Annotated in this window: 23 protein-coding genes; 13 read left to right on the top strand and 10 right to left on the bottom strand. The window is 55.7% G+C overall.

The genetic code is table 11. From position 1 onward, the window contains the following. The coding region (locus tag GJA01_RS09445) for a TonB-dependent receptor domain-containing protein (RefSeq protein WP_169925633.1) at window positions 1-373 on the top strand (373 nt) is incomplete at its 5' end. A 212-nt stretch (window positions 374-585) separates the two neighbouring features. Here the strand turns inward: GJA01_RS09445 and GJA01_RS09450 are convergent. The 3 genes from GJA01_RS09450 to GJA01_RS09460 are packed head-to-tail and all read right to left on the bottom strand — an operon-like array spanning window position 586 to window position 2,905. After that, on the bottom strand, window positions 586-780 hold the full coding sequence (locus tag GJA01_RS09450; protein WP_253783238.1) for a hypothetical protein: 195 nt from the start codon (window positions 778-780) through the stop codon (window positions 586-588). Beyond that, window positions 777-2,645 carry a ferrous iron transporter B gene (gene feoB / locus GJA01_RS09455; protein ID WP_062503518.1) on the bottom strand — a complete coding sequence of 623 codons (1,869 nt, stop codon included), beginning with the start codon at window positions 2,643-2,645 and terminating at the stop codon, window positions 777-779. Before feoB ends, GJA01_RS09450 begins: the two co-directional genes overlap by 4 nt. Window positions 2,646-2,653: 8 nt before the next feature. Next, window positions 2,654-2,905 carry a FeoA family protein gene (locus tag GJA01_RS09460; protein ID WP_034880933.1) on the bottom strand — a complete coding sequence of 84 codons (252 nt, stop codon included), beginning with the start codon at window positions 2,903-2,905 and terminating at the stop codon, window positions 2,654-2,656. A 263-nt stretch (window positions 2,906-3,168) separates the two neighbouring features. Between GJA01_RS09460 and GJA01_RS09470 the strand changes: the two genes are divergently transcribed. Further along, window positions 3,169-3,522, top strand: coding sequence for a metal-sensitive transcriptional regulator (locus GJA01_RS09470; protein ID WP_010503891.1), 354 nt, complete (start codon window positions 3,169-3,171; stop codon window positions 3,520-3,522). Window positions 3,523-3,547: 25 nt separating this feature from the next. Here the strand turns inward: GJA01_RS09470 and GJA01_RS09475 are convergent, their stop codons facing one another. The 4 genes from GJA01_RS09475 to GJA01_RS09490 form a co-directional block, all read right to left on the bottom strand. Continuing rightward, window positions 3,548-3,823, bottom strand: a complete 276-nt coding sequence (locus GJA01_RS09475) for a hypothetical protein (protein WP_062503516.1) — start codon at window positions 3,821-3,823, stop codon at window positions 3,548-3,550. A gap of 27 nt (window positions 3,824-3,850) precedes the next feature. Continuing rightward, on the bottom strand, window positions 3,851-4,624 hold the full coding sequence (locus GJA01_RS09480; protein WP_062503514.1) for a copper resistance protein B: 774 nt from the start codon (window positions 4,622-4,624) through the stop codon (window positions 3,851-3,853). Continuing rightward, the gene (locus GJA01_RS09485) at window positions 4,621-6,405 is read right to left on the bottom strand and encodes a copper resistance system multicopper oxidase (RefSeq protein ID WP_062503512.1); all 1,785 of its coding nucleotides are present in this window, start codon (window positions 6,403-6,405) and stop codon (window positions 4,621-4,623) included. Before GJA01_RS09485 ends, GJA01_RS09480 begins: the two co-directional genes overlap by 4 nt. An 84-nt stretch (window positions 6,406-6,489) precedes the next feature. Beyond that, window positions 6,490-6,891: a hypothetical protein gene (locus tag GJA01_RS09490; protein WP_062503510.1), complete on the bottom strand. Its 402-nt coding sequence runs from the start codon at window positions 6,889-6,891 to the stop codon at window positions 6,490-6,492. 276 nt (window positions 6,892-7,167) lie between these two features. Between GJA01_RS09490 and GJA01_RS09495 the strand changes: the two genes are divergently transcribed. From GJA01_RS09495 to GJA01_RS09510, 4 genes are all read left to right on the top strand, one after another. Further along, entirely contained in the window at window positions 7,168-7,380 is a 213-nt protein-coding gene (locus GJA01_RS09495; protein ID WP_062503529.1) for a heavy-metal-associated domain-containing protein, read from the top strand. Window positions 7,381-7,459: 79 nt separating this feature from the next. Then, window positions 7,460-9,856, top strand: a complete 2,397-nt coding sequence (locus GJA01_RS09500; RefSeq protein ID WP_062503508.1) for a TonB-dependent siderophore receptor — start codon at window positions 7,460-7,462, stop codon at window positions 9,854-9,856. Further along, on the top strand, window positions 9,843-11,558 hold the full coding sequence (locus tag GJA01_RS09505) for an ABC transporter ATP-binding protein/permease (RefSeq protein ID WP_062503506.1): 1,716 nt from the start codon (window positions 9,843-9,845) through the stop codon (window positions 11,556-11,558). Before GJA01_RS09500 ends, GJA01_RS09505 begins: the two co-directional genes overlap by 14 nt. Window positions 11,559-11,637: 79 nt before the next feature. Continuing rightward, window positions 11,638-14,013 (top strand): heavy metal translocating P-type ATPase, encoded by a 2,376-nt coding sequence (locus tag GJA01_RS09510; RefSeq protein ID WP_062503504.1) that lies wholly within the window; start codon window positions 11,638-11,640, stop codon window positions 14,011-14,013. Here the strand turns inward: GJA01_RS09510 and GJA01_RS09515 are convergent. After that, window positions 14,010-14,681 carry an RBBP9/YdeN family alpha/beta hydrolase gene (locus tag GJA01_RS09515; RefSeq protein WP_062503502.1) on the bottom strand — a complete coding sequence of 224 codons (672 nt, stop codon included), beginning with the start codon at window positions 14,679-14,681 and terminating at the stop codon, window positions 14,010-14,012. The genes GJA01_RS09510 and GJA01_RS09515 overlap by 4 nt on opposite strands. A gap of 111 nt (window positions 14,682-14,792) precedes the next feature. Continuing rightward, window positions 14,793-15,788, bottom strand: coding sequence for a cysteine synthase A (gene cysK, locus GJA01_RS09520; RefSeq protein WP_062503500.1), 996 nt, complete (start codon window positions 15,786-15,788; stop codon window positions 14,793-14,795). A gap of 310 nt (window positions 15,789-16,098) precedes the next feature. On the opposite strand from cysK, the gene GJA01_RS09530 reads away from it, so the two are divergent. From GJA01_RS09530 to GJA01_RS09550, 5 genes are all read left to right on the top strand, one after another. After that, on the top strand, window positions 16,099-16,293 hold the full coding sequence (locus GJA01_RS09530) for a hypothetical protein (protein WP_062503496.1): 195 nt from the start codon (window positions 16,099-16,101) through the stop codon (window positions 16,291-16,293). A gap of 119 nt (window positions 16,294-16,412) precedes the next feature. Then, window positions 16,413-17,363, top strand: a complete 951-nt coding sequence (locus GJA01_RS09535) for an ABC transporter permease (protein WP_062503528.1) — start codon at window positions 16,413-16,415, stop codon at window positions 17,361-17,363. Continuing rightward, window positions 17,360-18,343 (top strand): ABC transporter permease, encoded by a 984-nt coding sequence (locus GJA01_RS09540; protein WP_062503494.1) that lies wholly within the window; start codon window positions 17,360-17,362, stop codon window positions 18,341-18,343. Before GJA01_RS09535 ends, GJA01_RS09540 begins: the two co-directional genes overlap by 4 nt. Next, a complete protein-coding gene (locus tag GJA01_RS09545; RefSeq protein ID WP_062503492.1) occupies window positions 18,333-19,286 on the top strand; it encodes an ABC transporter ATP-binding protein in 954 nt (317 codons plus the stop codon). Before GJA01_RS09540 ends, GJA01_RS09545 begins: the two co-directional genes overlap by 11 nt. Beyond that, window positions 19,283-20,218, top strand: coding sequence for an ABC transporter ATP-binding protein (locus GJA01_RS09550; protein ID WP_062503490.1), 936 nt, complete (start codon window positions 19,283-19,285; stop codon window positions 20,216-20,218). The genes GJA01_RS09545 and GJA01_RS09550 overlap by 4 nt, the downstream gene beginning before the upstream one ends. Before the next feature lie 3 nt (window positions 20,219-20,221). On the opposite strand, the gene GJA01_RS09555 is transcribed toward GJA01_RS09550, so the two are convergent. After that, complete coding sequence (locus GJA01_RS09555; protein WP_062503488.1) at window positions 20,222-20,836, bottom strand: LysE family translocator; 615 nt, start codon at window positions 20,834-20,836, stop codon at window positions 20,222-20,224. A gap of 112 nt (window positions 20,837-20,948) precedes the next feature. On the opposite strand from GJA01_RS09555, the gene GJA01_RS09560 reads away from it, so the two are divergent. Together GJA01_RS09560 and GJA01_RS09565 are read left to right on the top strand one after the other, a co-directional pair. Continuing rightward, the gene (locus GJA01_RS09560; RefSeq protein ID WP_062503527.1) at window positions 20,949-22,394 is read left to right on the top strand and encodes an aminotransferase-like domain-containing protein; all 1,446 of its coding nucleotides are present in this window, start codon (window positions 20,949-20,951) and stop codon (window positions 22,392-22,394) included. A 125-nt stretch (window positions 22,395-22,519) separates the two neighbouring features. After that, entirely contained in the window at window positions 22,520-24,922 is a 2,403-nt protein-coding gene (locus GJA01_RS09565) for a TonB-dependent receptor family protein (RefSeq protein ID WP_062503486.1), read from the top strand. The last annotated feature ends 116 nt before the right edge of the window (window positions 24,923-25,038 follow it).

Consider the following 25,038-nt stretch of genomic DNA (forward strand, 5'->3'; position numbering starts at 1 on the left):
AGCCTATTTGGATGCACGATATGTTCAGGCTGCAGCGGGCTATCAAAATCATAAGCTGGAAGCAGTTGCTCCCTTTCAGGCAGCATTCAATGCAGAATACCGGCTGAAGTCCGTGCGGGGTTTGAGTGTCAACGCCGGATTTAATTATGTTTCACGCAGTTGGCTGGATGCAGGCAATACGGTGCGGTTGCCATCTTATATCGTGGGCAATGTCGGTGCAGCGTATAGTATGAAAATTGCGAACCACCATGTTGTATTGCGGGCCGCTGTCGAAAATATTGGGAATGTTCGTTATTGGATGAGTCGGGGGAATAGAAACCTGTTTTCAGGTGCTCCTCGTACAGTTTCCCTTAATGCCCGGTTTGATCTTTAGACTGAGAAGTCATCGGTATAATTTGATGATTGCAGCACACTGTGGCCGATCTGCCGCACTTCGGATATCTGCCACAGTGTGCTGCAATCCGCTTTCAGTTCTTAAGCTGATTTGTACGACCTTCTTTGGAAAAAGGGACGTAAAATAATTCGTCTGCTCTTTCGTCAGGCCATTATAGACCATCTGTCTTCAGTCCCCTTCCGGGGGCTGATTTAATGGCAACCACCAGATTTTCCGCTACATGCAGAGCAGTTGTCACAGCCTTTGGCATGTGAGGGGGAGGGAACACTGGTTGCAAGACCCATGGACATTTTGAGCCTTCTCCATCCTGTAGGAAAGAGGCGTGTGTACCAGTAAAGCGCTGCAAGGGAGACAAGCAGCACGGCAATGATCGTTTCAATCATCATGCTTCTCCTGTGATGGCCTTGGTCAGGTGGTAAACGATAAACGCAGCCAGATATGCCAGCCCGAAAAGGTAGGTGGTTGCACCTATAACGACCTTCATGGATCGGGTTTCCCTGCGCATCACAGCTAATGTGGAAATGCACTGGGGCGCATAAACATACCATGCCAGCAGAGATAAAGCAGTGGCAATGCTCCATTGGCTCGACAGGAGGGGGAGCAGTTTTTCTGGGGCTGCTTCTTCACTAACGCCGAGCGCATACACCGTCGCCAGTGCACTGACTGCGACTTCGCGCGCGGCGAGACCAGGAATAAGCGAGACGCAGATTTGCCAGTTGAACCCTATCGGGGCAAAAACCGGCAACATGAGATGGCCAATGCGCCCTGCCAGGCTGTAATCAATGGCTGCACCTGTGGCTCCCTGCGGGGGAAGGGGGAAGCTTGAGAGCCCCCAAAGCAGGACGTTTAGAGACACGATAATCGTCCCGACACGCGACAGGAACATGACCGCACGTTGCCAAAGCCCCAATGCGAGGCTCTTGAGGTTGGGACGGCGATAGGGGGGCAGTTCCAGAAGGAGCGGATGCTCTTCGGACTTTACGCCACGCGTCATGATGCGTGCCGCGACAACGCCACTGACAATGGCGACCGCATACAGTGCGAACAGGACGAGGCCCTGAAGCCCGAAAATCCCCAGAACTGTTTTGTGCGGAATGAACGCGCCAATCAGAAGCGTGTAGACCGGAAGACGTGCTGAACACGTCATCAGCGGAGCAATCAGGATTGTGACCAGCCGGTCCCGGGGATTCTGAATGGTCCGTGCGGCCATAATGCCAGGAATGGCGCAGGCGAAACTCGATAGCAGGGGAATGAAAGACCGGCCGCTCAGCCCGGCAAGAGCCATCAGACGGTCCAGCAGGAATGCGGCGCGGGGCAGATAGCCGGATTCCTCTAGAGCAAGAATCCAGAGGAAAAGAATCAGGATCTGCGGGAGGAACACGATGACCGTGCCCGCACCGGCAATGACGCCATCAGCCAGAAGGCTTTTCAGAACGCCATCAGGCAATGGCCTGAGGATCAGTTCGCCAAGCAGGGTAATGCCACTTTCCAGAGCGTCCATGAGGGGCTGAGCCCACGCAAAGACGGTTTGGAACATGACGAACAGGACAATGAGCAGGATGACCGGACCCCAAACAGGGTGCAGGAACCAGCGGTCAATACGATCGACCAGTCTTTCCTGCCCTGCGGAGCGGTCTGTGACATAGGTCTGAATCAGTCTGCGTACTTCTGCGTGAATATCCAGGCCATTCTGCAAGGGGGCCGGAGGGGCGGGGACCGGGTGATCCAGGACTTCCAGAAGTGGTTGTACACCCTGCCGGTGCAGGCTGATGACCGGGACAATGGTCAGCCCCAGATCGCGCTCAAGCCCCGCAATATCGATGGTCATGCCATTGCGTTTGGCCTCGTCCATCATACTGAGGGCGACAATGATCGGCACGCCAAGCTCACGGAGTTCCAGCAGGAAGCGGAGATGCAGGCGGAGATTTGTTGCGGACACCACGCCGATCAGGAGTTGCGGGCGAGGCTCCGTACGATGTCGCCCAAGGCAGACATCGCGTGTGACATCTTCGTCTGGGCTGGTTGAGGAAAGGCTGTAAGCACCGGGAAGGTCTAGGACCCGGATGGATTTGCCTTGCGGTGTAGAAAAGAAGCCTTCTTTCCGCTCAACCGTGACGCCTGCGTAGTTCGCGACTTTCTGCCGGCTTCCGGTTAATTGGTTGAAGAGAGAAGTCTTGCCGCAGTTGGGATTTCCGACCAGTGCAATATGTAATGTGGAATCTGCGCGTAACGCTTGTGCTGGAGAAGCCATGGAACGTGTCAGACGGCACGTCGAAGCATGATTCGGGCAGCTTCCCCTTTCCGAAGAGCAAAACGCGAGGTTCCGAGGGATACGGCAATGGGGTCTGCGCCAACCGGGCCAGTGGCAACGATCTTAACGCTTTCCCCGGGAACAAAACCAAGCTCACACAGGCGCGCACTGATCGGATCGGCAGCGGTCCGCTCTTCAACACGATCAATAATGGCGTAATTCCCTTTGGGAAGCGTATCCAGAGACCACATCAACTTCATATCCTAATGCGCCCCAGCGTTCTTTTCGAAAGGCTGGCTGAACACTAGATAAGCCCATCTGGCAGCAGCGGAAAGGGAAAGATGAGAATTAATTGCATCCACATCTTTCTTTTTAAGATCCGGGTTCTTTTTATCCTGTCTTTTCAAAAGGGAGAGAGCCAGCTGGATTTGAGATTACGGGCATGTCTCTTTTTCCGGCATGGCCGGAAGGAGCAAGGGGGTGCTATGCACCTTCTGGCCCGAGTGTAGAGGAACTGTGCCCCATGAGTGCTTTGACAGCAAACGAAGACGAATTTCCGGCAGAAGGGTGCATCCATTGTGCCACGTCTGAGACATCCGGAGAAAAGCGCGTTGAGCAGCCTCAGAAAAAAGCACTCCTGAACCGTATTCGTCGGATTGAGGGGCAGGTTGGTGGTGTTCTGAATATGATTCAGGAAGACCGTTATTGCGTTGATATTCTGACGCAGATCTCGGCCATCAAGTCTGCACTGGATGGCGTATCCATTCAAATTTTGTCCACGCACGCCAATGGGTGCGTCCGAAAGGCCGTACAGGCGGATGGGGGCGAAGAGGCGATCGACGAACTGTTGCAGGTCGTGCGCCGGATGATGCGCTGACGCCTCTTCGGAGGTTGGGAAGGGTTTAGCGGTCCTGTGTGGCGTCGGGTGCCGTCTCAGGCATGGAGTCCATGGTCATGGCCTGACATGCTTTGAACTGTTGCTGCATCTTCGGCGAAAGCGGTTTGTTCTGCTTTTTCAGCGTCTCAAGGCGATCGCACAGTTCCATCTGCTGATCCATGCTCAGACCTGCAAGCGGGTCTGCCGGCGCTGTTGAGGGCTGCTTGGGCATTGGTGTCGGGGAAGCATAGGCTGCTGTTGCAAAGAGCAGGATTGCGAGAGCGGGAAGGCTTTTTGTCATGATGAAAACTCCTGAGAGATGTGAAAATCAAAACCAGCTTCGGATGCCAAGGCTGAAGCGGACCGAACCGGGCTGTTCGTTCTGATCGCGCGCAATTCTGCGAGCCTGCGTTAAATGGCCGGAGTAGGTGACGCCCACATACGGGGCGAATTTGCGCCAGAGTTCGTACCGAAGCCGCAGACCGGCATCCACGTCCGACAGGCCAGCGCCTGCCTGTCGAGACGGGTCTGACTTCGTGTAAAGATTGAACTCGGCCTGAGGCTGGAGGATGAGGCGGTTGGTCAGCAGAAAGTCGTAAGACCCTTCGATGCGCGCGCCGAACCGTCCCCGATCGCTGACATAGCCTGTGGCCTGAAACTCGAACTGATACAGGGCCAGTCCCTGAATACCGAAGGCGCCCCAGGTCCGTGTCGGGCCATCATCCAGATCGACGCGTACGCCGCCCTGAAGGTTCCAGTATGTCGAAATGGCACGGCTATAGAGAACGTCCTGCTGGCCGTCGCTCAAGCGACCTTTCTCCAAGGTGCCTTCGGACTTGATCCAGAGTCGGTCATAATCCGTGCCGTACCAGACTTCACCATCCCATCGGAAATCGGTTCCGGATGGTGCGTAACGTCCCTCCGCCTGCTCTAGAATACCGTGGAACCAACTGCTTTGATCCATCATGACGGGCATGATGTTGCCAAGATGCGTGACGGAGCCTGGAACGGGAGCGTCTGCGGCGTGATACTGCATGGTGTCTTCCGCGCCTGCTGTCCCCGCAGCCATCAGGAACAGTGCGGTTGTCAACGCGGCCCTCATGACACCACCACAGTGCGGAACATCCCAAGATCCATATGGTACAGCAGGTGGCAGTGATAGGCCCACATGCCGGGGACATCTGCCGTCACGAGATAGCTCATGCGGGAGCCGGGCTGGGAAATGATGGTGTGTTTGTAGGGGCGATAGTCTCCCTGCCCATTCTCCAGCTCGCTCCACAGACCATGCAGATGGATCGGGTGTTCCATCATCGTGTCATTGATGAGCGTGAAACGGACGCGCTCGCCTTTCTTCAGTTTGATCGGGCCGGATTCTGAGAATTTACGGCCGTTAAAGCCCCAGATATAGCGCTCCATATTCCCAGTCAGATGCAGGATGATTTCCCGTGAGGGGGGGCGCGGGTCCGCGCCGGGCCGTGTTGCCCGAAGCTGCTTGTAGGTCAGGACGCGACGGCCGTTATTCTCCAGACCGTCCCCCGGGCTGCCCGTCCGGTCCATAGGCATCATGGCGACGTTCTGGTTTTCCACGTTGATCGGAGGCGGGCCGGGATCGTCCACTTCGATTTTTGGCATGGCCATGTGCCCCATATGGCTCATGTCCATGCCTGCCATAGGCATGTGATCCATCTCCTTCATGTCCATGCCGGGCATGGACATATGATCCATGCTTTCCCCGGGCTTCATGTTTCCCATGCCCATATCCACCATGGTGCGAACAGGGCGGGGATCCATGGGCGGGATCAGACCGCTCATGCCGACACGAGGGGCCAGCGTTCCGCGGGCAAAGCCTGTCCGATCTTCGCTCTGGGCAAAAATCGTGTACGCGCGGTCTTCCTTCGGCTGTACGATGACGTCGTAGGTTTCGGCTACCCCGATCCGGAATTCATCGACCGGAACCGGCTCGACGTCATTTCCATCAGCCTGGACAACCAGCATTTCGAGACCCGGAATACGGACGTCAAACAGCGTCATGGTGGCGCCATTGATGAACCGCAGACGCACCCTTTCGCCGGGCCGGAACAAACCGTTCCAGTTCATGTCCGGGGCATGGCCGTTGAGCGTGTAGGTATAGATGATGCCGGACACGTCCGCGATATCGGTCGCGGCCATGTTCATCCGGGACCAGGCAAGCCGGTCTTTCAGCGCAGCCATGGCACTTCCGGCTTCACGGGCTTCCTTGGGGAAGGACGCAGCTGTGCGCTGACGGAAGACGTAATAGTCATCCTGCATTTTGAGATTGTTCACAATGTCATGGGGCATGACATCGGTCCATTCCCCCAGAAAGACGACATAATCCCGGTCACAGGCATTTGGGTCAGGCCGGATTGGGTCAATGATGATCGCGCCATACAGGCCCATTGCTTCCTGCATGTTGGAATGGCTGTGATACCAGTAGGTACCGCTCTGATGCAGCCGGAAGCGATAGGTGAAGGTTTCGCCGGGCGGGATTCCTGCAAAGCTGAGACCGGGTACGCCGTCCATATCCGCTGGGACACGAATGCCGTGCCAGTGGATGGATGTTGTTTCATCCAGCGTATTCCGAACGTTCAGAGTGACCGTCTCGCCCTGTTTCCAGCGCAGGATGGGGCCGGGGATACTGCCTCCTATGCTGGGCGCATGCATGGACTTTCCATCCAGAGAGACATGCGTTCGGCTGACCTTCAGGTCCCATGTATTGGACGGCATTGCGGGCAGGCAGCCGGACGAGGGGCGACCTTCTGCTTTGGCCTGTTGAGGCAGGGTGCTCAGGCAGGCCCCGGCGCCAAGACTTGTGACGAAGCGACGACGCGTCAGGCCGCGTGCGAGGCTGGAAAAACTGTGCATATGCTGAAAACCGGGAAACGGTGCAGGAAAACCGTAGCGTATTCAGACCCACGACAGATCAGAACGCTTACGGATCGGGACGTTTCAGGACAGCAGGAGTTTGGGAGGCGGAGGTGTCGGAATCCAGTCTGTACCAGACAAGGACGGATGGCCGGTCTGAACGAAACGTCCGGAAATGGCGATCTGAGCGGGAAGCGGTGTCAGATGCGCGAGCGTCAGAGCAGGCTCTGCCGACGCCGTATGGATATGGCAGCAGCCTTGCCCGTGACTGTCATGATGATGGGACGGCGCTTCTGACATCATGGCCCGCATATCATGCTGGTCACAACGAACAGTGGTCTGCTGTGTCATAGATGCGCAGTGCGCCATGGTCATGACGTGGGTTCTGGTTGCGGCATGTGCCGGGAATGCTCCCGCCATCAGCCCTATCTGCATCAGCAGACAGGCGATCAGGCCAAGCCATTTCCGGGTATGCGTTCTGAGCATCTCAGATCCCTGTTCCAGACAGACAGTTCGATTTTCTCTGTCTGCCTTGTATGGCTCAATCCTATACCCGGGCGGGGAATAAATGGAAGAGCGATTTCCAGTGAGATGTGTTTTTGATGAATACCCACCCACCGTATAAAAATTTTAATTCGTTCCATTAACGATTTTAATTTCAAAATGCTCTCTGAATTGCCTAAGGAAAAAGTACATACCCAAAGGGGGTATAATGGAATCGCAGAATTCCAGGGATGTTTGAGCATCGGGGGACAAAAAGTCATGACACAGACAGCACATCTGACGGTTGAGGGAATGTCCTGTGAAGGATGTGCGAAGCGTCTTCGCGAGGCGCTGGAGGGTGTCGATGGTGTTTCCGCCGTGGCTGTCGTTCTGGATGGTGGTCAGGTGGCGGTTGCCTATGATCCGGCTGTCATAACCGTGGCAGGTCTGCGCGAAGCCGTTGAAGAGACAGGCTTTGATGCAGTTCCATAGCGTGCGTCTGCCTTCTCATTCCTGAGGGTGCGCGATAGACAGTCATCCGGTTCAACAGGTGAAACCAGTACCGGGTGTCATGTCGCAGAATAATATTCTTAAAGTGAAACAGATCATGCGGCAGTCTTATCATTCCTGGACAGGTTTCATGGAGCACCACAGTGTAAACACGCTGCGGCGGTCCGCTCTTTTTTCTGTTTCCGGCTCGGCCCTTATTTGCGGAACTCTGGTGATAGGGAGTATTCCCCATGTACAGGCCTCAGAGCTGAGCGAAAAAGGTCGTCAGAAAGTGTCCCGTTGCCACGAGGCTCGGGGAACAGGGCCTAAAATTGCACAGACATGCAGGAAGCCCGCTGATCTTTCTGCTTCCTCTCAGTCTTCGGCTGCCAGCGCTTCAGGAAACGCTGATGAGACGTCCGCTGTGGACGGCGGAACGGAAAATCTGCACGTCTACGGAACGTCCCGCTCCTATACAGCTCCCGCTGTAGAAGCGTGGGGGAAAACACCTGTTGCCCTGAAGGATATTCCACACTCGATTTCCGTCATTACTCAGCAGCGCATGGAAGATTCCAACATGCTGACAATGACGGATGCCATGCGTCAGATAAACGGAATTCGCGTGCTGCCAGCATCAACGGCCAACAGCAATTTTTATTCACGGGGCTATCAGCTCACAACGTCGATTGACGGAACGCCCAATGCGGCCGGAACGCTGAACAACGCGAGTTTTGACCTCTCCATGTATGACAGGATTGAGGTCATGCGCGGGTCAGCCGGTTTGCTGCAAGGCGCGGGCGGCGCTGGTGGCGTGGTCAATCAGGTTACAAAGAAGCCCGGAAAGGAATTCGCCGCGGGTGGAAATGCTACTGTGGGCAGCTTCAATAACTACCGTGCGGATATGGATCTGACCGTTCCGCTCAACCGCTCCAAAACATTACGGTTCCGGACGGCTGATCTCTTTCAGGATAATGATTACTTCTACAAATATTCCCATAACCGAAGCTGGCAGGCTTATGGTGTGCTGGAATGGGATATCACGCCGTCCACCACGTTTCTGGTGTCTCATGCGGCGCAGAAGCAGAATATTGATGCGCCTTATTACGGACTTCCCGTCACAACGACACGTACCCTCTGGTATGGTGGCAGGGATGCAAATCCGACGCCACCCTGGGGTTACAGTGATTATATGACCCAGCAGACGATTGCGTCCCTGACGCAGAAGCTCTGGGGGGATTGGACAGTCACTGCCCGCGGGACCTTTTACGACCAAAGTTACAACACGTCCTATAACTCTCCAGATACACCTCCGAATGTGCGGACGGGCCTGACAAGTTATGTGGATGGTGGGACTTTTCCGAACCGGGGAACCAATACGTCCCGGTCAGCGGATGTCTATGCCACGGGCAGTTTCCGGCTTTTGCACCGCACGCATCACCTGCTGCTGGGTTTTAATTACAACTCTTATAATACGCATGTCGGGTATGGCGCCGTTACGTCGGATACGGAGTACTCGGATGTCAGTATTAACAATACGGCGGTTGTAAAGGCGCCTCCTGCGGGTAGCATTACTTATAATGCGGCGGACGGTGCGGAAGGAACGGATGACAATGCCTATCAATGGGGTTTTTATGGGCAGCTCAGGCTTGAAGTGACCCGTCACCTGTCCCTGATCCTTGGTGGGCGGGTGTCGCGTTTCTCCGAAAAAACGCGGGATGCCAGTCCTTCTCCAGAGGGGCCATGGAAGACAACCGCCAATATTCACGGTCAGCTGACGCCGTATCTGGGAACTGTCTATCAGATCACACCCAACCTTTCCTGGTATGCCAGCTACGCCAGTATTTTTACGCCTTCTGTCGGACGGCTGACTTACAATAGAGAAGGTCTGACGCCTCAGCAGGGCAATCAGGTCGAGACAGGTTTCAAGGGCGAGTATTTCCACGGTCGTCTGAATTTTTCGACAGCGCTTTTCCGTATGGAAAGTGTCAACCAACCCGTTCAGGACCCCGATCACACAAGCTTTTACATCACGACAGGGCCCATTCGTCGACAGGGCTGGGAAGCGCAGGTTGACGGACAGATCATTCCTGGGCTCGATGTGTCTATTGGATACACATATCTTGATACCAAGGTTTCCAATCCGAAAGTGTCTGATTTCGGAGGGGTTTTCTCACCGCGTCACATGTTCAAATCCTGGGTGCATTACAATGCGCAGCAAGGGCGCTTGAAAGGACTGAGCTTTGGTGTCGGGCTGGATGCTTACAGCAATCTTCGTGGCAGTTATGCAACGACGGTTCAGGGGGGGTATATGACGCTCGACAGCGTGATCGGATATCGCTTCAACAAACATCTGAAACTCCAGCTCAACACCTATAACCTGACCAACCGCTATTATTACGAGCGTGCCAGCGGTGTCTGGCAGTTCAATTTCCCAGCGGCTCCCCGCAGTTTCATGGCAACGCTTCGTGGCTCATACTGAAGACCCTACACCCGCGCATTCTCTTTCAGACTGGAAAGTTCTCCTGCCTTACTGGCGGTCGGAAGATCGCTGGAAGGCTTTGGGGCTTCTGACAGGAATTATTGGCCTGTCGTTTCTGGATGTGCAGGTCGCGGTCTGGTTCGGAAAATGGGACCAGATATTTTTCGATACGATGTTCGCGTATAAAGTTGCAGCCTGTATTGCGCTTATCCCGATCTATGTCGTCATGATGGGCTTGAGTGCAGGAATGCGTGTCATCCAGCGGTACATGACGCAGGTGCTCTCCATGCGCTGGCGTTTGTGGAATACGCGGGTTTATTTGCGAAAATACCTGTCCGAGAATGCGTATTATCATCTGGAACACGGAGAAAACCGGGCCGATAACCCCGACCAACGTATCGCGGATGATCTGGCGCAGATGTCGGTATGGACACTGCGTCTGGGGTTGGACGCCATTCAGGCTGTGACGACTTTCCTATCCTTTGCGATCGTTCTGTGGACCATCGGGGGCACGTTGTCCTTTGTCTGGCAGGGTTGGCACATCGTCATTCCGGGCTACATGTTTTTCGGGACGACAATTTCCATTCTGCTCATTTCTCTGGTTCTGGAAAAAGCGGGCGGCCCGCTCGTCAGCGCCAATTATCGCCAGCAGCATTACGATGCCGATCTGCGTGCAGCTCTGCTGGATGTGCGGCGTAATTCGGAACAGATTGCTTTTTATGGCGGTGAGGGCGCCGAACACTTTCGGCTTTCGGAATGTTTGCAGCGGATTGCGACCAACTGGCGCAGCGTGATGGCCTATACATGGCGCGCCAATACCGTGGTCGAGCTTTATACGGGTGGGATCAATATTGTCCTGTGGGCTTTGCTGATCCCGAAACTGCTGGCGCATACGCTGACGTTCGGTCTGTATTCCCGAATCAATTCGGCGTTCATGAATGTGCGTCGAAGCCTGCAATGGTTCATTGAAAATTACACGGACCTCGCGACGCTCCGCTCCATCCTGCAGCGTCTTAGCGAGTTCGAGCGCATTGTAACGGATCGTCCTGAAGGTGGCATTGTTCGTGTGCCGACAGAGCAGGGACAGATCGAAATCCGGGATCTGGTGCTTGATCGTGCCGATGGATCGCGACTTGCCAGCATTGGGGATCTGACAATTCCAGCAGGAAGTCGCTGGATCATTGGCGGGTCGTCCGGGGTGGGGAAAAGTACGCTTCTGCGGGCGTTGGCAGGACTTTGGACTTATGGGACGGGACGTGTCTCGTTCAACATGAGGGACGCCATGTTCCTCCCGCAGCGAAGCTATGTTCCAACGGGTACGCTTCGACAGGCCCTCAGTTATCCGGCGACACCAGATCGGTATGACCGGGCTGCATGCGAGGTTGCTCTCGAAGCCGCTAATTTGGATGGGCTCGTGTCAAAGCTGGATCAGAATGCCGTCTGGAGGGATGTGCTTTCCCCTGGCGAGCAGCAGCGTCTGGCCTTTGCCCGCGTTTTTCTGGCAAGGCCCACGGTGCTTTTTCTGGATGAAGCGACATCGGCGTTAGATACAGAGAATGAGACGCTTCTTTATACCCGCCTCCTTGCGTTTCTGCCGGAGGTAACCCTCATAAGTGTGGCGCATCATTCAGATCTGAAGCGATTTCATGATCGGGAAGCTCTTCTTTCGCAGCAGGGCATGACGATTCAGCTTCTTCCATAATACCATATGGGGGTATACTCTTCTTTCGTTTTCCGGAGCCGCCAGTGTCGCGACTCTCGCCCGCTCAGGAGATGTTCAGATGGCCCAGACAATCAGTTTTCCAGTTGGTGGAATGACTTGCGCAGCGTGTGCGGCCCGGATCGAAAAAGTGTTGAACCGGCAGAGCGGCGTTCATGCAACCGTCAACTTTGCGTCCGAGCGGGCTCAGGTTGATCTTGACGGACCGGAGGCCAGCGTTGGGACTGTTGTCGCTGCTGTTCGTAAAGCCGGGTTCTCCGTTGATGAACAGAGCGTGGATTTCGCGATTACCGGCATGACCTGTGCGGCCTGTGCCGCCCGGATTGAAAAAGTGCTGAACCGCATTCCCTCCGTTCAGGGGAGCGTGAATTATGCGGCGGAACGCGCCCACGTCACCTATATTCCCGGCATCGTGACACCAGAAGATCTGGCGTCCAAAATTACAAAAGCGGGTTTTGGTGCGACCCGGCTTGATGAAGATCAGCGCGAAGATCCGAAAGCAAAACGTGCGGCCGTCTGGCGGAAAGAGCGTAACCGCTTCCTGCTGACGTTCGTGTTGGCTCTGCCGCTCTTCGTTGAAATGTTCGGGATGTTGCTGGGGCGGATGGAAACCGTGCCGGTGGCCGTGCAGTTTGCCAGTGCCACATTGGTGCAGTTTGTCTGCGGGGCGCATCTGTATCGCCGGGCCTGGAATGCTGTGCGCGGCGGATCGGCCAATATGGATGTGCTGGTCGTTCTGGGAACGAGCATTGCGTATCTGTTCAGCGCGATTGTTGTTCTGTTCCGGCTGGACCAGCCTGTTTATTTTGAAGCGAGTGGCGCGATTATTACCCTGATTTCTCTGGGTAAGCTGATGGAAACACGCGCCAAGGTGCGTACGAGTGCAGGAATTGAAAGCCTGTTACAGCTTCAGCCGCAGACTGCACATGTGGAGCGTGATGGCGTTCTGGTTGATCGGGCGGTCGCGGATATGCACGTCGGAGACGTGTTTGTTGTTCGGCCCGGTGAGAGCATTCCGGTGGATGGAACTGTTCTGGACGGCTCTTCGGACGTCAACGAAGCCATGCTGACTGGTGAAAGTATTCCTGCTCTGAAGCAGACCGGAAGTGACGTCTTTGGCGGCACGACCAACGCGAATGGTGTGCTGAAGGTCAAAGCGACCGGGGTTGGCTCTGATACGGCGCTCGCGCGGATTGTGCGTATGGTTGAGCAGGCGCAGGGGTCGAAAGCTAATGTGCAGCGGCTTGCGGATCGTGTGTCCGGTATCTTTGTTCCGGTCGTCGTGGCGTTTGCTGTTGTGACGTTCCTGATCGGCTGGGCCGTGACGGGATCTGCGACGTGGAGTCTGGTTTCAGCGGTATCTGTGCTGGTCATTGCCTGTCCTTGCTCGCTGGGGCTTGCGACCCCGACCGCCATTATGGTGGGCACTGGTCGTGGGGCGCAGAATGGGATTTTGTTCCGGAATGCTGATGCACTGGAGCGTGCGGAAAAACTGTCGACGATCATTCTCGATAAGACAGGAACCCTGACGCAGGGACGGCCCAGCGTGACATGCCTGCATCCGGCATCTGGTGTTTCCATGGATCGACTTCTTGCCGTGGCAACGTCCCTGGAGCAGAACTCAGAACATCCGCTTGCCCGCGCGATTGTTGATCATGGAATGGCGCATCATGCGACGGTTCTGAGCGTGGATGGGTTCAAGGCCATCCCGGGGCTTGGGGTCGAAGCCCAGCTTGAAGGTGAGCCTGCGCTTCTTGGATCGCCTCACTATCTCACTGATGCCGGATATGACCTGACGCCCCTGCCAGTGAATGATCTGGAAAGCGAAGGACAGACGGTCATCGCGGTTGCGACGGGTGGTCAGCTTCTGGGGATTATTGCTCTGGGAGACACTCTCCGCCCCGATGCTGTTTCAACGGTTGCGGCTCTCAAGGCACGTGGCATCAAGGTTGTCATGCTGACGGGCGATAATGAGCGGGCCGCCGCAGTTGTGGCGCGGCAGGTCGGTGTGGACGATTATCTGGCTGGTGTCCTGCCGCAGCATAAAGCGGAAGGCGTAGCGCGCTACTGCGCTGAGGGACGAATTGTCGGGATGGTGGGGGACGGTGTCAATGACGCGCCTGCGCTGGCTGCTGCGGATGTTGGTTTTGCCATTGGTACTGGATCAGCCGTTGCGCTGGACACAGCGGATGTCGTGCTGATGAAGAGCGAATTGACGAGCGTTCTGGATGCGATTTCCCTGTCTCGGGCGACGCTGTCCAAGATCCGTCAGAACCTCTTCTTCGCGTTCATCTACAATCTTCTGGGTCTGCCTCTGGCAGCTTTGGGCCTGTTGAACCCGATAGTCGCAGGAGCCGCCATGGCGATGAGCTCGGTTTCGGTTGTAAGCAATTCGCTTCTCCTCAACCGATGGAAGCCGGAAGAAAAGCGCTCTTAAAACGTCTGAAGGCGGCGGTGAACGAAGGAGACAAGGGTCTTCGCGCCGTGGCTCCAGAGACCCAGAAAATCGTCGCTACCGACATGTCCGGTGAGGCCGGCATCCGTGAACTCTGCATGCCAGTGTTTGGCAAGGATCCGGGCACGTTCGCTTGAGAGCCACGGATCATTCCGGCTCGCCATTAAGGCCGTGGGAACAGGCGACGGCATTTCAGGTAAAGGCGCAAAAGCGCGGATGCGGGCGGCTTCCGGGTGTGTCGTGTGTTCGATATCCGCTGGCGCGACAAGAAAGGCGCCCGCGACTTGGGATGTCTCATGGCGCGCAAGCCAACGGGTCGTCAGAACTGCTCCCAAGCTGTGTGCAATTAGAAGGACGGGTTTCTCGGCCTGCTGAATTGCGTTCGTCAGGGATGCGTCCCAATCTTCGGGTGTCGGGTTTTCCCAATCCGTCTGGTACAGGCGTGTGAGGCCAAAGGCGCTTTCCCACCGGGTCTGCCAGTGATGTGGGCCGGAATTGAAAAGTCCGGGCACGAGAAGCGGCGTGAAATGTTCTTTGATGCGGTGAAATTCAGCGGCCAGAACCGTTTCTTCGGAAGAGCGCTGAAAAGCGAATGCGCGAGCACTTGCCGTAAGGTCCAGAGCAGTAGCGCGGCCGGAAAAAAGATTCATGCCCGTGATCTCCAGAAGCCTGACCGGGGACGATTCCCGATCAGGATTGAATGTCTGGATTAATAACGAACATAGATCAGTATTAAATAAAACAACTATATAATAATGTGATTATGCAAGGCCGTCAAAAAGCTGTGTGGAGAGATATCGCTCCGCAAAGGATGGCGCGATCACGACAATGGTTTTGCCACGATTGGACGCCTTCTTGGCTAGAGACATGCCCGCATAAAGGGCTGCACCGGAAGAAATCCCGATGGGAATACCTTCTACGGCGGCGCAAAGCCGGGCTGTCGTCAGAGCTTCCTGCTCAGAAACTTCAATGACGCTATCAAGCGCACGCAGATCCAGTGTGTCGGGTTGGAAACCTGGTCCAATACCCTGAATGCCGTGGGGGCCAGGCTCATCGCCATGCAGAACCGCACTTTCTCGAGGTTCCACACCAATGACCTTGATGGCTTTGCTGAATTTCTTCAGTCCATGCGCAATGCCGGACGCAGTGCCACCCGTGCCAAGACCGGCCACAACCATGTCCACCTGTCCGGCGGTATCATTCCAGATTTCGAGCGCTGTAGTCTGCTCATGAACAGCAGGGTTGGCATCGTTCTCGAACTGGCTCGGCATCCAGGCGTCCGGAAGTGTTTCCATCAGTTCTTCCGCGCGGCGGATGGCGCCAGCCATGCCATCATTGGCGGGAGTGAGTTCGGTTGTCGCGCCCATCAGACGCAGCATCTTCCGACGCTCGGTAGAGGCACTCTCCGGCATGGTGACGATCAGGCGGTAGCCCAGCGCCACGGCGGCAAAAGCAAGGGAAATGCCTGTATTGCCGGAAGTGGGTTCAATAAGGACGGTCCGGCCTGGTGTAATGAGGCCGCGCGTTTCCGCATCCCGCAGCATGGCAACGCCGATACGGTCTTTGACAGAGCCGAGGGGGTTGAAAAATTCAAGCTTGAGAAGCAGCCGTCCGTGCAGCTTTTCCTGCTCTGTCAGACGGGGGAGGGCAACGAGCGGCGTGCCCCCGACAGTTTCCAGAAAGGAGTTATAAACTCTGCCACGTGGAGCGGCATAACCTTCAAACGGAGCGGGGGAAGACACGACCTTTTTGTTCATGTCGTTTCTGTATCACAGGAGTTGAAAAAGGGCAGGCTCGAATTTCTCAGCATAACAACGATAACAAAATGTTATATAAAATATTTATACCCCAAATGTCTATTGTTAAAAGTTGTATATTGACGCTCAGATCCTTTCCTGCCTAAGAGGGTGCGTCATCGACCTCCATAAGAAGGGCATCTCCATGATGTGTCGAATGTGTAGCTGGCAGCCGTCGTGCTGCCATGGTTCCGCCGCCCGGAAACCTCTTTCCCTCTTTCCGTAATTTCCCGACAGCACAGACATGTCGGGCGCCTGAAGGTTCGACATCATGCTTGGTTCTACGGTTATCGAAATCAACGGTATTTTTTTTGGCGTTGCCATCCTCGTCAGCACGACGGGCGCACGTCGGTTCTATGCAGCCCATGAAAGCGTTCGTGCGCTGCATAACGAAACAGTAGCGGATATTTCTGCCCTGCGGCGGCGTGTGGCCCAGCACGCCCGGACTGTTTTGAAGCCGGTCTGAAACTCACACATCACGTTTCTTTCCTCACGGCTCTTCTCTTCCCTGAATGGTCAGCTAGAACGGAATGCTGAACAGGTCATTGGATGGGAGTGCGCGTGGGGGAAAACGGTTTTTTGCGAATGGTCCGTACCCTTTCGGTGAAGAGGGACGTTGTCTTCGCCATAGTGGCACTGGGATTCGTTGTTCTGGCCAGCCTGTCTGCGCCCCTTTATGCGCGGATGGTGGGCGTAGATCCGTTTTCTTCCAATGTCGCCGGGACGACTATGCGTCACGGGCAGACACTTGACCTCATGCAACCCAATGACAATTCGCTTCACCTTGGTTTGACCCCACTGGGACCGGACTGGACCGGACGCGCCTACAGTCTGGGCGCGGATTCTCAAGGACGGGATGTGGCGTCCCGTCTTCTTTATGGGGGGCGAAGCTCGCTTCTCATCGCGTCAGCCGCGGCGTTCCTGTGTCTTTGCCTGTCGGGCAGTATCGGAATCTGTGCGGGATATTTTGGTGGCTGGGTGGATATTCTGCTGTCCCGGCTTCTGGATATTCTCTGGGCGATTCCGGTTTACCTGTTTGCCATTTCCCTTTCTGTCGTCACGGTCGGCCACGGGATTCACTTGGGGTTCGTGACGCTTGGTGCTGACAGCTTCCTGATTCCCATTGGCATTATTGCGCTGGTTTATGTCCCTTATGCTGCCCGCCCGCTGCGCGCCCGCGTTCTGAGTCTGTCACGGGCGGAATTCGTGACGGCAGCGCGGGGTATGGGTGCCTCTGATTTTCGTATTCTCCGACGTGAAATCCTGCCCAATCTGGCACCGTCCATGGTTGTTCTGGCGCCTCTGGTCATGGCGCTTTGTCTGCTGGCGGAATCGGCGTTGTCGTTTCTGTCTCTTGGCGTGCAGGCTCCTGCTGCCTCTTGGGGAACATTGATTCAGGATGGCGAAGGGTTGCTCTATACGCGTCCGATTGTGGCGATTGCTCCAGGTGTCGCGATTGTCATCACCGTTTTGGCCCTGAACATTCTCGGAAATGCTCTGCGCGATTATCTGGACCCGAAGGGAGCAGGCCGATGATCGCAGCGCTCTTGTCCCGTATCGGCCAGATGGCTCTCGTTATTTTTGGTATCTCCGTTCTGGTATTCTGCATCTTCTTCGCCACGCCGGGGGCAGACCCGACGGCGCGGATCGCCGGGCGTGGAGCCAGCCCCCAGGTTATGGAACGCGTGCGGGCGGAATACGGGTTCGATCGGCCGTTGCCCGTTCAATATGTGCGCATGATGGAGAAGCTGTTCGTCAGTCGCGATCTGACGTCTTTCGTCAACCATGGTCAGAAAGTCGTGCCGGAAGTAGCCTCTGCGGCTCCCGTGACCTTATCGCTCGTGCTTTGGGCAGCGTTCTTCTGGGTCATGGGGTCGCTGGGAATTGGAATTGTCTCCGCCGTGCTGCGCGATAGCTGGGTGGACCGGTTTATGATGGTGTTGGGGCTGATTGGCTTGTCCATGCCGGTCTTCTGGCTTGGCGAAGTCGTAAACCTGTTCACGCAGAGCCGCTGGCATGACACGTGGATGTTCCGTTGGGTGCCGCCATTGGGATATGTACCGCTTACGGAAAATCCGCTTGGCTGGGCGCGGTCCCTGCTGTTGCCGTCCCTGACGCTGGCTGTGTCTTTTATGGGGTTATACGCGCGCATTCTTCGTTCGGAACTGCTGTCCGCCATGGGTGAGGACTCCATTCGTACCGCTCGCGCCAAGGGAGCGGGACCTGTTCGTGTCTGGCTGTGGCACGGCTTGCGTTTGTCGTGGTTAAGCTATGTGTCGCTCTTCGGGCTGGATTTCGCACAGCTTCTTGGCGGCGGGGCGTTGCTGACTGAAGTCGTGTTCGCTTTGCCGGGCGTGGGGCGGCTGACCTATCAGGCTCTCGCCACACTTGATCTGCCGCTCATCATGGCAACGGTTATGTATGCCGCGATCTTTGTCGTGATTGCGAACGCGCTAGTAGACGGAATTTATGCGTTGCTGGATCCCCGCATTAGGGAGGGGCAATATGGGCGCTGACTCCTTGCTCGATATTCAGAACCTGAAGCTGGATCTGCCAGATGGTCGACGTCTTTTGGAAGGCGTGTCCTTTCAGGTGCAGGCCGGAGAAGCGCTGGGTGTGGTCGGGGAATCCGGTTCTGGGAAAAGTCTGACGGCAATGAGTGTCATGGGGCTTTTACCGGGCCTTTATGCGTCTGGTCAGATCGTGTTTGCCGGACAGAATCTTGTTGGGCTGCCGGACAAATCCATGCGAAAGCTGCGTGGCGCCCGGATTGCTATGATCTTTCAGGACCCCATGACGGCTTTTCTGCCTGTTCGTTCCATCGGGGCGCAGATTGATGAGCAGATCCGGCTGCATCAGCCTCGGAGCCGACGGGAAGCACGCGCCCGGACGGTGCAGCTTCTGGGGCGAATGGGCGTGCCCGACCCGGCTATGGCGGCCAAGCGCTATCCCCATCAGCTTTCAGGGGGTCTGCGGCAGCGTGCGATGATTGCCATGGCGTTGTCCTGCTCGCCCGATCTGCTGATTGCGGACGAGCCGACGACGGCGCTTGATGTGACGGTACAGGCCCAGATCCTAACGCTTTTGCGAGAAATCCGGGATGAGGGCGCGGGCGTGATGCTTATTACCCATGATATGGGCGTGGTTGCGCAGGCCTGCACGCATGTGGCGGTGATGTATTCCGGGCTGGTAGTGGAGCGTGGTCCGGTGCGGGATGTTCTCGACCGTCCGCTCCATCCTTATACACAAGCTCTTTTAGCCGCCATTCCGCCCTTGGAAGGGCCAAGGCCGGAGCAGCTTCCAACCATTCCCGGACAGCCACCTACCCCGGAAAATCGACCGTCCGGCTGTGTGTTCGCCCCGCGATGCGGCTTTGTGCGACCGGATTGTGGAGTCCGGCCCGCATTGATCGAAACAGAGGAAGGACGGCGCGTAGCGTGTGTCCTGTACGCAGTATGAATGTTCTTCTTGAAGCTCGGAGGCTGGAGAAACAGTACAAACTGGGCGGCGGTCGTGTGCTGCACGCTGTTTCGGATGTGTCGCTTCAGGTGCACCGGGGGGAGGCGCTGGCGTTGGTTGGGGAATCTGGCTGTGGCAAGTCGTCTTTGGGACGTACGCTGATTGGTCTGACCCAGCCGACATCGGGTGAGGTGCTGTTTGACGGACACCGGATTTCCGGCCTGTCAGACCATGCGCTGCGGCCGTGGCGTGCGCGGATGCAGATGGTCTTTCAGGACTCCTCTGCGGCTTTTAATCCGCGCAGAACGGTAGGGGAGTCTCTCGCCGAACCTCTGCGGATTCATGGTCGTAAAAACATTCGTGCCCGCGTTGACGACTTGCTGGATCAGGTGGGTCTGGCCCGTTCGGTGGCTGATCGATACCCGCATGAATTTTCCGGTGGGCAACGGCAGCGGTTGAACATTGCCCGTGCGCTAGTACTGGGCCCGGATCTTCTGGTGGCGGACGAGCCTGTCTCCGCGCTTGATGTGTCGGTTCAGGCGCAGATCGTGAATCTGTTCCGGGATCTGCGTGCATCGCTGGGCGTAGCGTGCGTCTTTATTTCCCATGATCTGTCCGTCGTCCGACAGATGGCGGACCGGATTGCGGTCATGTATCTGGGCAGCATCGTGGAGGAAGGCGACGGACTGGAGGTTCTGGATCGTCCAGCGCACCCTTACACAAAGGCTCTTCTGGATGCTGTTCCGCGACCGGACCGTCCTTTGCCGCCACCGTTGAAGGGCGACGTTCCCAGCCCGGTCAATCCACCGTCAGGGTGTCGCTTCCACACACGGTGCCCGATCGCGCAGCCGAAATGTGCGACGGACCGCCCCAGTCTCCAACCCTGTGGAGTGGGACGGCGCGTGGCCTGTCATTATCCGTTGGTAGCCTGAGTATCAGTGTGACGCTGTTTCGAACGCCAGCGGATAGAGGGACGCGACCAGAAGCAGGGCCATCGTATAGTTGAAGCTTTTCAGCAGCAGGGGCCGATGCAGCCAGCGTCTCATGCCTGCGCCAAACCCGGCCCATAGTGCCACGGATGGAAAGTTCACGATGCCGCAGATCAGGCTCGCGATGGCAAGGTTGAAGAAGAATCCTTCTTTGGGAACGTAAGCTGCAATGATCCCTACCGCCATGACCCACGCCTTCGGATTAACCCACTGAAATCCGGCCGCTTGTAGAAAGGTGATCGGCTGACCCTTGCTCTTGGCTTCTGGTGCGGAAGATGACGTGGCAATCTTCCAGGCCAGCCAGAGCAGGTAGGCTGCGCTGGCATATTTCAAAGCCACATAAAACCATGGTGCATGTTCAAACAGGCCTCCCAGACCCAGCCCGAGCAGAACCACCATCACGACGAAGCCGAGTGCCACGCCGAGCATGTGCGGAATGGTTTTCCGAAAGCCATGTGTCAGCCCTGATGAGGCCAGCATCATGTTGTTCGGTCCGGGCGTTACGGAGGCGACAAACGTGAAGAGAACGAGCGGCGCGAAAGCCTGCCAGTAAGTCGGCATGACGGAATTTCCTGTTGCAGACGGGAGCGTCCTGCAGACTATGACAGTTGCTACCGGAACAGTACCGGTACAATCTGACGATATTCTTTCAGACTGTACCGGAGGTTTGACCATGCCAGTTTCCATCGCTTCATCCGGAATGCTGCCTGTGTGGCAACCTGTTCGTGGGGCGGACAGAACTCTGGTTGAACAGCTTGAAGCCGAATTGGTCGGGCGGATCGAAGCGCATATGCTCAGGCCGGGCAGTCGTCTGCCGTCTGTCCGTAAAATGGCAGAAAGCGCAGGGTTGAGCCGTTATACGGTGATAGAGGCTTATGAGCGTCTTCAGGCTCGGGGGCTGATCCTGTCCCGGCCGGGTGCTGGATATTTCGTGCGACCACCCGTGGATCTCCCTGTTGTGGCAGAGGCTGTCGTACAGGAACAGACCGAGCCCTCCCGGTTGGATGTGACATGGCTCCTGCGTGAAATGTTTGGAACCGGAACGTCCGTAAAGCTCACAGCGGCATCAGGTGTTTTGCCACAGCACTGGCTGGATGCTGATCTTGTGGCGGGTGCCATCCGGGCCAGTGCCCGTTCGGATGTCGAGGGGCTTTTGCATTACGGTCATCCGCAGGGAAGCCCGCACTTGCGTAAACACATCGCTGCGATGTTGGGTGCACAAGGCATAGCGGCACATCCGGATCATCATCTGATGACAACTTCGGGTGTGACGCATGCGATAGATCTTGTACTTCGGTTGATGGTTCAGCCTGGCGATACGGTTCTGGTCGAAGACCCCGGCTGGCCTCTGATTTTTGGACGTCTCGCAGCTTATGGCGCCCGGATCATCAGTGTTCCGAGAAGGCGGGAAGGTCCGGATCTGGAGGTTCTGGAGCGACTGGCTGCGGAGCATCGTCCCAAGCTCTTTCTCATCAACAGTGTGGTCCATAATCCGACGGGTTACACGCTCGGAGCCGCCGCTGCGCATGACGTGCTTCGTCTCGCTGAGAAGCATGATTTCATGATTCTGGAAGACGACACTTATGCGGATTTCCATGATGGCACAGCCATCCGTCTTGCCTCCATGGACCGTCTGCAACGCGTCATTCTCGTTACGGGGTATGCCAAGACACTGGCCGCCGGGCTGAGGGTGGGCGTTCTGGCCGCGAGGCCGGATCTGGTGGTCCGTCTGATTGATCTCAAGCTTCTGGCGGGCCTCTCTACGCCACAACTTGGGGAAAATGTCATGACGCGACTACTGAGAGAGGGGCATTACGGACGGCATCTGCTGAGGCTGCGACAAAAGGTCAATCAGGCCCGGCAGCAATGCGTTGATGTCCTGACGACTTGTGGTTTGAACGTGCCATACCTGCCGCCGGCTGGCATTTTTGTCTGGGCGGATTGTGGGCAGGATTCAGAAACCGTTGCGCGGGCAGCATCTGAAGGAGGCATGTTGCTGGCGCCGGGGACGCTTTTCTCATCTACGCAGGCGCCGTCCACCATGCTGCGTTTTACGGTCAGTGCTGTGGAGCAGGCAGAACTCTGGCCAGCTTTGGCATCGCTGCTTGGACGGTCATAATTCCTCATGTTGCGAAATTGCAACGGGTGACAATTTAGAGTCAGAAATTATATGATATGAAATTGACACACTAAGAATAAAAACTTTCCAATGCGGGGTCTGATATCCAATGAAACGGACTCCTAATGCCCCGAGCATCTCGGCTTCTTCTTTCTGGCGTTGCTCTGGCTGGTCTGATTGCTGGCCCCGCCAACGCAGCGTCCCATAAAACCCGGCATCATCACGCGACGTCTGCTCCCAAAGCTGTTGCTCCTGTGAGAGCGGCTGGGGTTCGGTCTAAGCCTTCCGTCAAATCCGGCTCGGAAGCTATGACTGTTCATGCGCATCGGAGTGGTCCTCATAGTGCCGTGGAAGTTGTCAGCCGTCAGACGCTTGATCATTTCGTGGCCGGGACAAGCCCGATGCAGGTTCTGGCCCTGACGACGCCGGGCGCGAATTTTGCATCGGATGATGCTTTTGGTCTCGATACTGTGGCGAATACGCTCTATGTGCGTGGTTTCAATCAGACCCAGCTTGGTGTCTCTCTGGATGGTATTCCAATGGGCGGGCAAGGTTTCCATAACTGGAATGGCCTTGGTGTTGACCAGATGGAAATTCAGGAAAATATCGAAAGCCTGACCATGTCTCAGGGAGCGGGGGCCTTGGATACCCCGTCTGCACAGACCCTGGGTGGGGCAATTACGTTCACGTCCAGTGATCCGGAAAACAAAGCTGGCGGGCGTATCAGCCAGCTTTTTGGTAGTAATCACGGCTTCAGAACATTCGCCAGAGCTGATAGTGGCGTTCTGAACGCAAGCGGGACAAAATTTTACGCTGCTTATGCCCGGACAGCACAGGATCTGTGGAAGGGCTATGGAGATCAGCAGGAACAGCAGGCCAATTTCAAGCTGGTGCAGCCTGTAGGAGATCGCGGTAAGATTACGGCCATTTTCGATTATTCAAATTTCGAGCAGTACAATTATCTCAGCGTGACAAAAAACATGTGGCAGAAGATGGGACGCAAAACGACCTATCTGAAACCAAATTACGAACTGGCCAAAGAATACGCGATGTACGCCCAGAATGGGGGAGTGCCGAGTAATCTGGAAGGCGTATTGTCCAACGATGAGATTGGTGATTACGCTTATGACGGAACACAGACACAGCGCAATTACATGTCTGCCATTACCGGGGATTTTAAGCTTTTCCCGAATGTGGATTCCAAGACGATTGCGTACGCACATGTTTCAAATGGCGATTACAGCGCAACCAATCCCTTCCTGACCTCTCCGACCTCACAGGTTCCAATGGCCATGGAAACGGGTCATCCGGATGTTCGGCGACTTGGGTTTGTGCAGAGCTTCGATATTCATGCCGGACATCATAACGATATCAAGACGGGTATCTGGTATGAGAACAACCGGTTTAATTACCCGATGGAGATGTATGAAGATGGAGTGGACAAACCACATTCTTCCATTTCCAATTTCAAGAACGGGACGAAATGGTGGGAAGACTCTTTCAATACCAATACCTTTCAGTTCTACTTACAGGATACCTACCATATTCTGCCGGAAATGACGGTGACGGCTGGGTTCAAATCCCTGCTGCAAACGACGCATGGTGGTACCAGCGTTGATAATACAGACACGCTGTCACAGTGGGGCGTTTATTACAGCCATCCGGCGTCTGGCAGCCTGACTGCAGCGAATGCCTTCCTGCCGCATTTCAACTTCGATTATCATTTCCTGAACCAGCATGAAGTCTATTTCGACATTGCTGAAAACATGCGTGCCTATGATTACGGGGCCCAGAGTGGCAGTGGAAACCCATGGGGCGGTCTGGGGAGTTCTGCAAACCCGGCCCAGTCGGTATTCAATGCGAACAAGCAGACCTTACGGCCGGAACGGACATGGAATTATGTCGTCGGCTATCGCTTCAATTCGCATTTCTTTTCCGGCAGCGCGGATTTTTATCATACGGACTACTACAACCGCCTGGCGGCCATCACGAGTGGATCGACGGGGAACACTTACAGCGCTTTCATGAATGTTGGTCGTGAAACGATGAATGGCGCGGATGTGGCTGGGACGATCCGTCCTCTTCCGGGGTTGGCGATCACCAACAGTTTTAGCTGGAATGATGCGACCTATCAGGACTCACATCTGCCTTATAACGGTGCTTACATCAGCATCAAAGGCAAGCAGCAGGTCTACTATCCGAAGTTTATGTACAAGGCGAACGTGACCTATACATGGAAGCGCGCGACCTTCAACTTCAACACGACCTATACCAGTGCGCGTTACATGACATATACGAACGACGAAAAGATCCCCGCATACTGGACCTCCAACCTCAACGCGACATACGATTTCGGCAAGATTGGATTTGTTCAGAACTTCCAGACGTCGTTTGGTGTCACGAACCTGTTCAATCAGGTTTATATCGGGGGTGTTTACGGCGCTGCCTCTGTTTCGGGGGATGATAACGCCAATCTGTTCATCGCTGCCCCCCGACAGTTTTTTGGAACGGTTTCCGCGAAATTCTGATATCGGGTTCCAGAACCTCTCCATGCACCCGGCCTTCGTGCCGGGTGTTTTTGTATGAGAGGTTTTGAGGAAATGTGCTCTCGAAAAAGCAACGCGCTATGCGTATCTTGGTACTG

It is taken from the genome of Gluconobacter japonicus (assembly GCF_002723975.1).
Classification (GTDB): Bacteria; Pseudomonadota; Alphaproteobacteria; order Acetobacterales; family Acetobacteraceae; genus Gluconobacter; species Gluconobacter japonicus.

What these genes read in the sequence shown, in the direction of transcription:
- GJA01_RS09545 (WP_062503492.1), top strand. Translation starts at nt 18,333, where the DNA reads ATGGGCGCTGACTCCTTGCTCGATATTCAGAACCTGAAGCTGGATCTG.
- GJA01_RS09560 (WP_062503527.1), top strand. Translation starts at nt 20,949, where the DNA reads ATGCCAGTTTCCATCGCTTCATCCGGAATGCTGCCTGTGTGGCAACCT.
- GJA01_RS09485 (WP_062503512.1), bottom strand. Translation starts at nt 6,405, where the DNA reads ATGCACAGTTTTTCCAGCCTCGCACGCGGCCTGACGCGTCGTCGCTTC.
- GJA01_RS09565 (WP_062503486.1), top strand. Translation starts at nt 22,520, where the DNA reads ATGCCCCGAGCATCTCGGCTTCTTCTTTCTGGCGTTGCTCTGGCTGGT.
- GJA01_RS09515 (WP_062503502.1), bottom strand. Translation starts at nt 14,681, where the DNA reads ATGAATCTTTTTTCCGGCCGCGCTACTGCTCTGGACCTTACGGCAAGT.
- GJA01_RS09450 (WP_253783238.1), bottom strand. Translation starts at nt 780, where the DNA reads ATGATGATTGAAACGATCATTGCCGTGCTGCTTGTCTCCCTTGCAGCG.
- GJA01_RS09500 (WP_062503508.1), top strand. Translation starts at nt 7,460, where the DNA reads ATGTCGCAGAATAATATTCTTAAAGTGAAACAGATCATGCGGCAGTCT.
- GJA01_RS09470 (WP_010503891.1), top strand. Translation starts at nt 3,169, where the DNA reads ATGAGTGCTTTGACAGCAAACGAAGACGAATTTCCGGCAGAAGGGTGC.
- GJA01_RS09510 (WP_062503504.1), top strand. Translation starts at nt 11,638, where the DNA reads ATGGCCCAGACAATCAGTTTTCCAGTTGGTGGAATGACTTGCGCAGCG.
- GJA01_RS09475 (WP_062503516.1), bottom strand. Translation starts at nt 3,823, where the DNA reads ATGACAAAAAGCCTTCCCGCTCTCGCAATCCTGCTCTTTGCAACAGCA.
- GJA01_RS09530 (WP_062503496.1), top strand. Translation starts at nt 16,099, where the DNA reads ATGCTTGGTTCTACGGTTATCGAAATCAACGGTATTTTTTTTGGCGTT.
- GJA01_RS09480 (WP_062503514.1), bottom strand. Translation starts at nt 4,624, where the DNA reads ATGAGGGCCGCGTTGACAACCGCACTGTTCCTGATGGCTGCGGGGACA.
- GJA01_RS09460 (WP_034880933.1), bottom strand. Translation starts at nt 2,905, where the DNA reads ATGAAGTTGATGTGGTCTCTGGATACGCTTCCCAAAGGGAATTACGCC.
- feoB (WP_062503518.1), bottom strand. Translation starts at nt 2,645, where the DNA reads ATGGCTTCTCCAGCACAAGCGTTACGCGCAGATTCCACATTACATATT.
- GJA01_RS09540 (WP_062503494.1), top strand. Translation starts at nt 17,360, where the DNA reads ATGATCGCAGCGCTCTTGTCCCGTATCGGCCAGATGGCTCTCGTTATT.
- GJA01_RS09550 (WP_062503490.1), top strand. Translation starts at nt 19,283, where the DNA reads ATGAATGTTCTTCTTGAAGCTCGGAGGCTGGAGAAACAGTACAAACTG.
- GJA01_RS09535 (WP_062503528.1), top strand. Translation starts at nt 16,413, where the DNA reads ATGGTCCGTACCCTTTCGGTGAAGAGGGACGTTGTCTTCGCCATAGTG.
- cysK (WP_062503500.1), bottom strand. Translation starts at nt 15,788, where the DNA reads ATGAACAAAAAGGTCGTGTCTTCCCCCGCTCCGTTTGAAGGTTATGCC.
- GJA01_RS09495 (WP_062503529.1), top strand. Translation starts at nt 7,168, where the DNA reads ATGACACAGACAGCACATCTGACGGTTGAGGGAATGTCCTGTGAAGGA.
- GJA01_RS09490 (WP_062503510.1), bottom strand. Translation starts at nt 6,891, where the DNA reads ATGCTCAGAACGCATACCCGGAAATGGCTTGGCCTGATCGCCTGTCTG.
- GJA01_RS09555 (WP_062503488.1), bottom strand. Translation starts at nt 20,836, where the DNA reads ATGCCGACTTACTGGCAGGCTTTCGCGCCGCTCGTTCTCTTCACGTTT.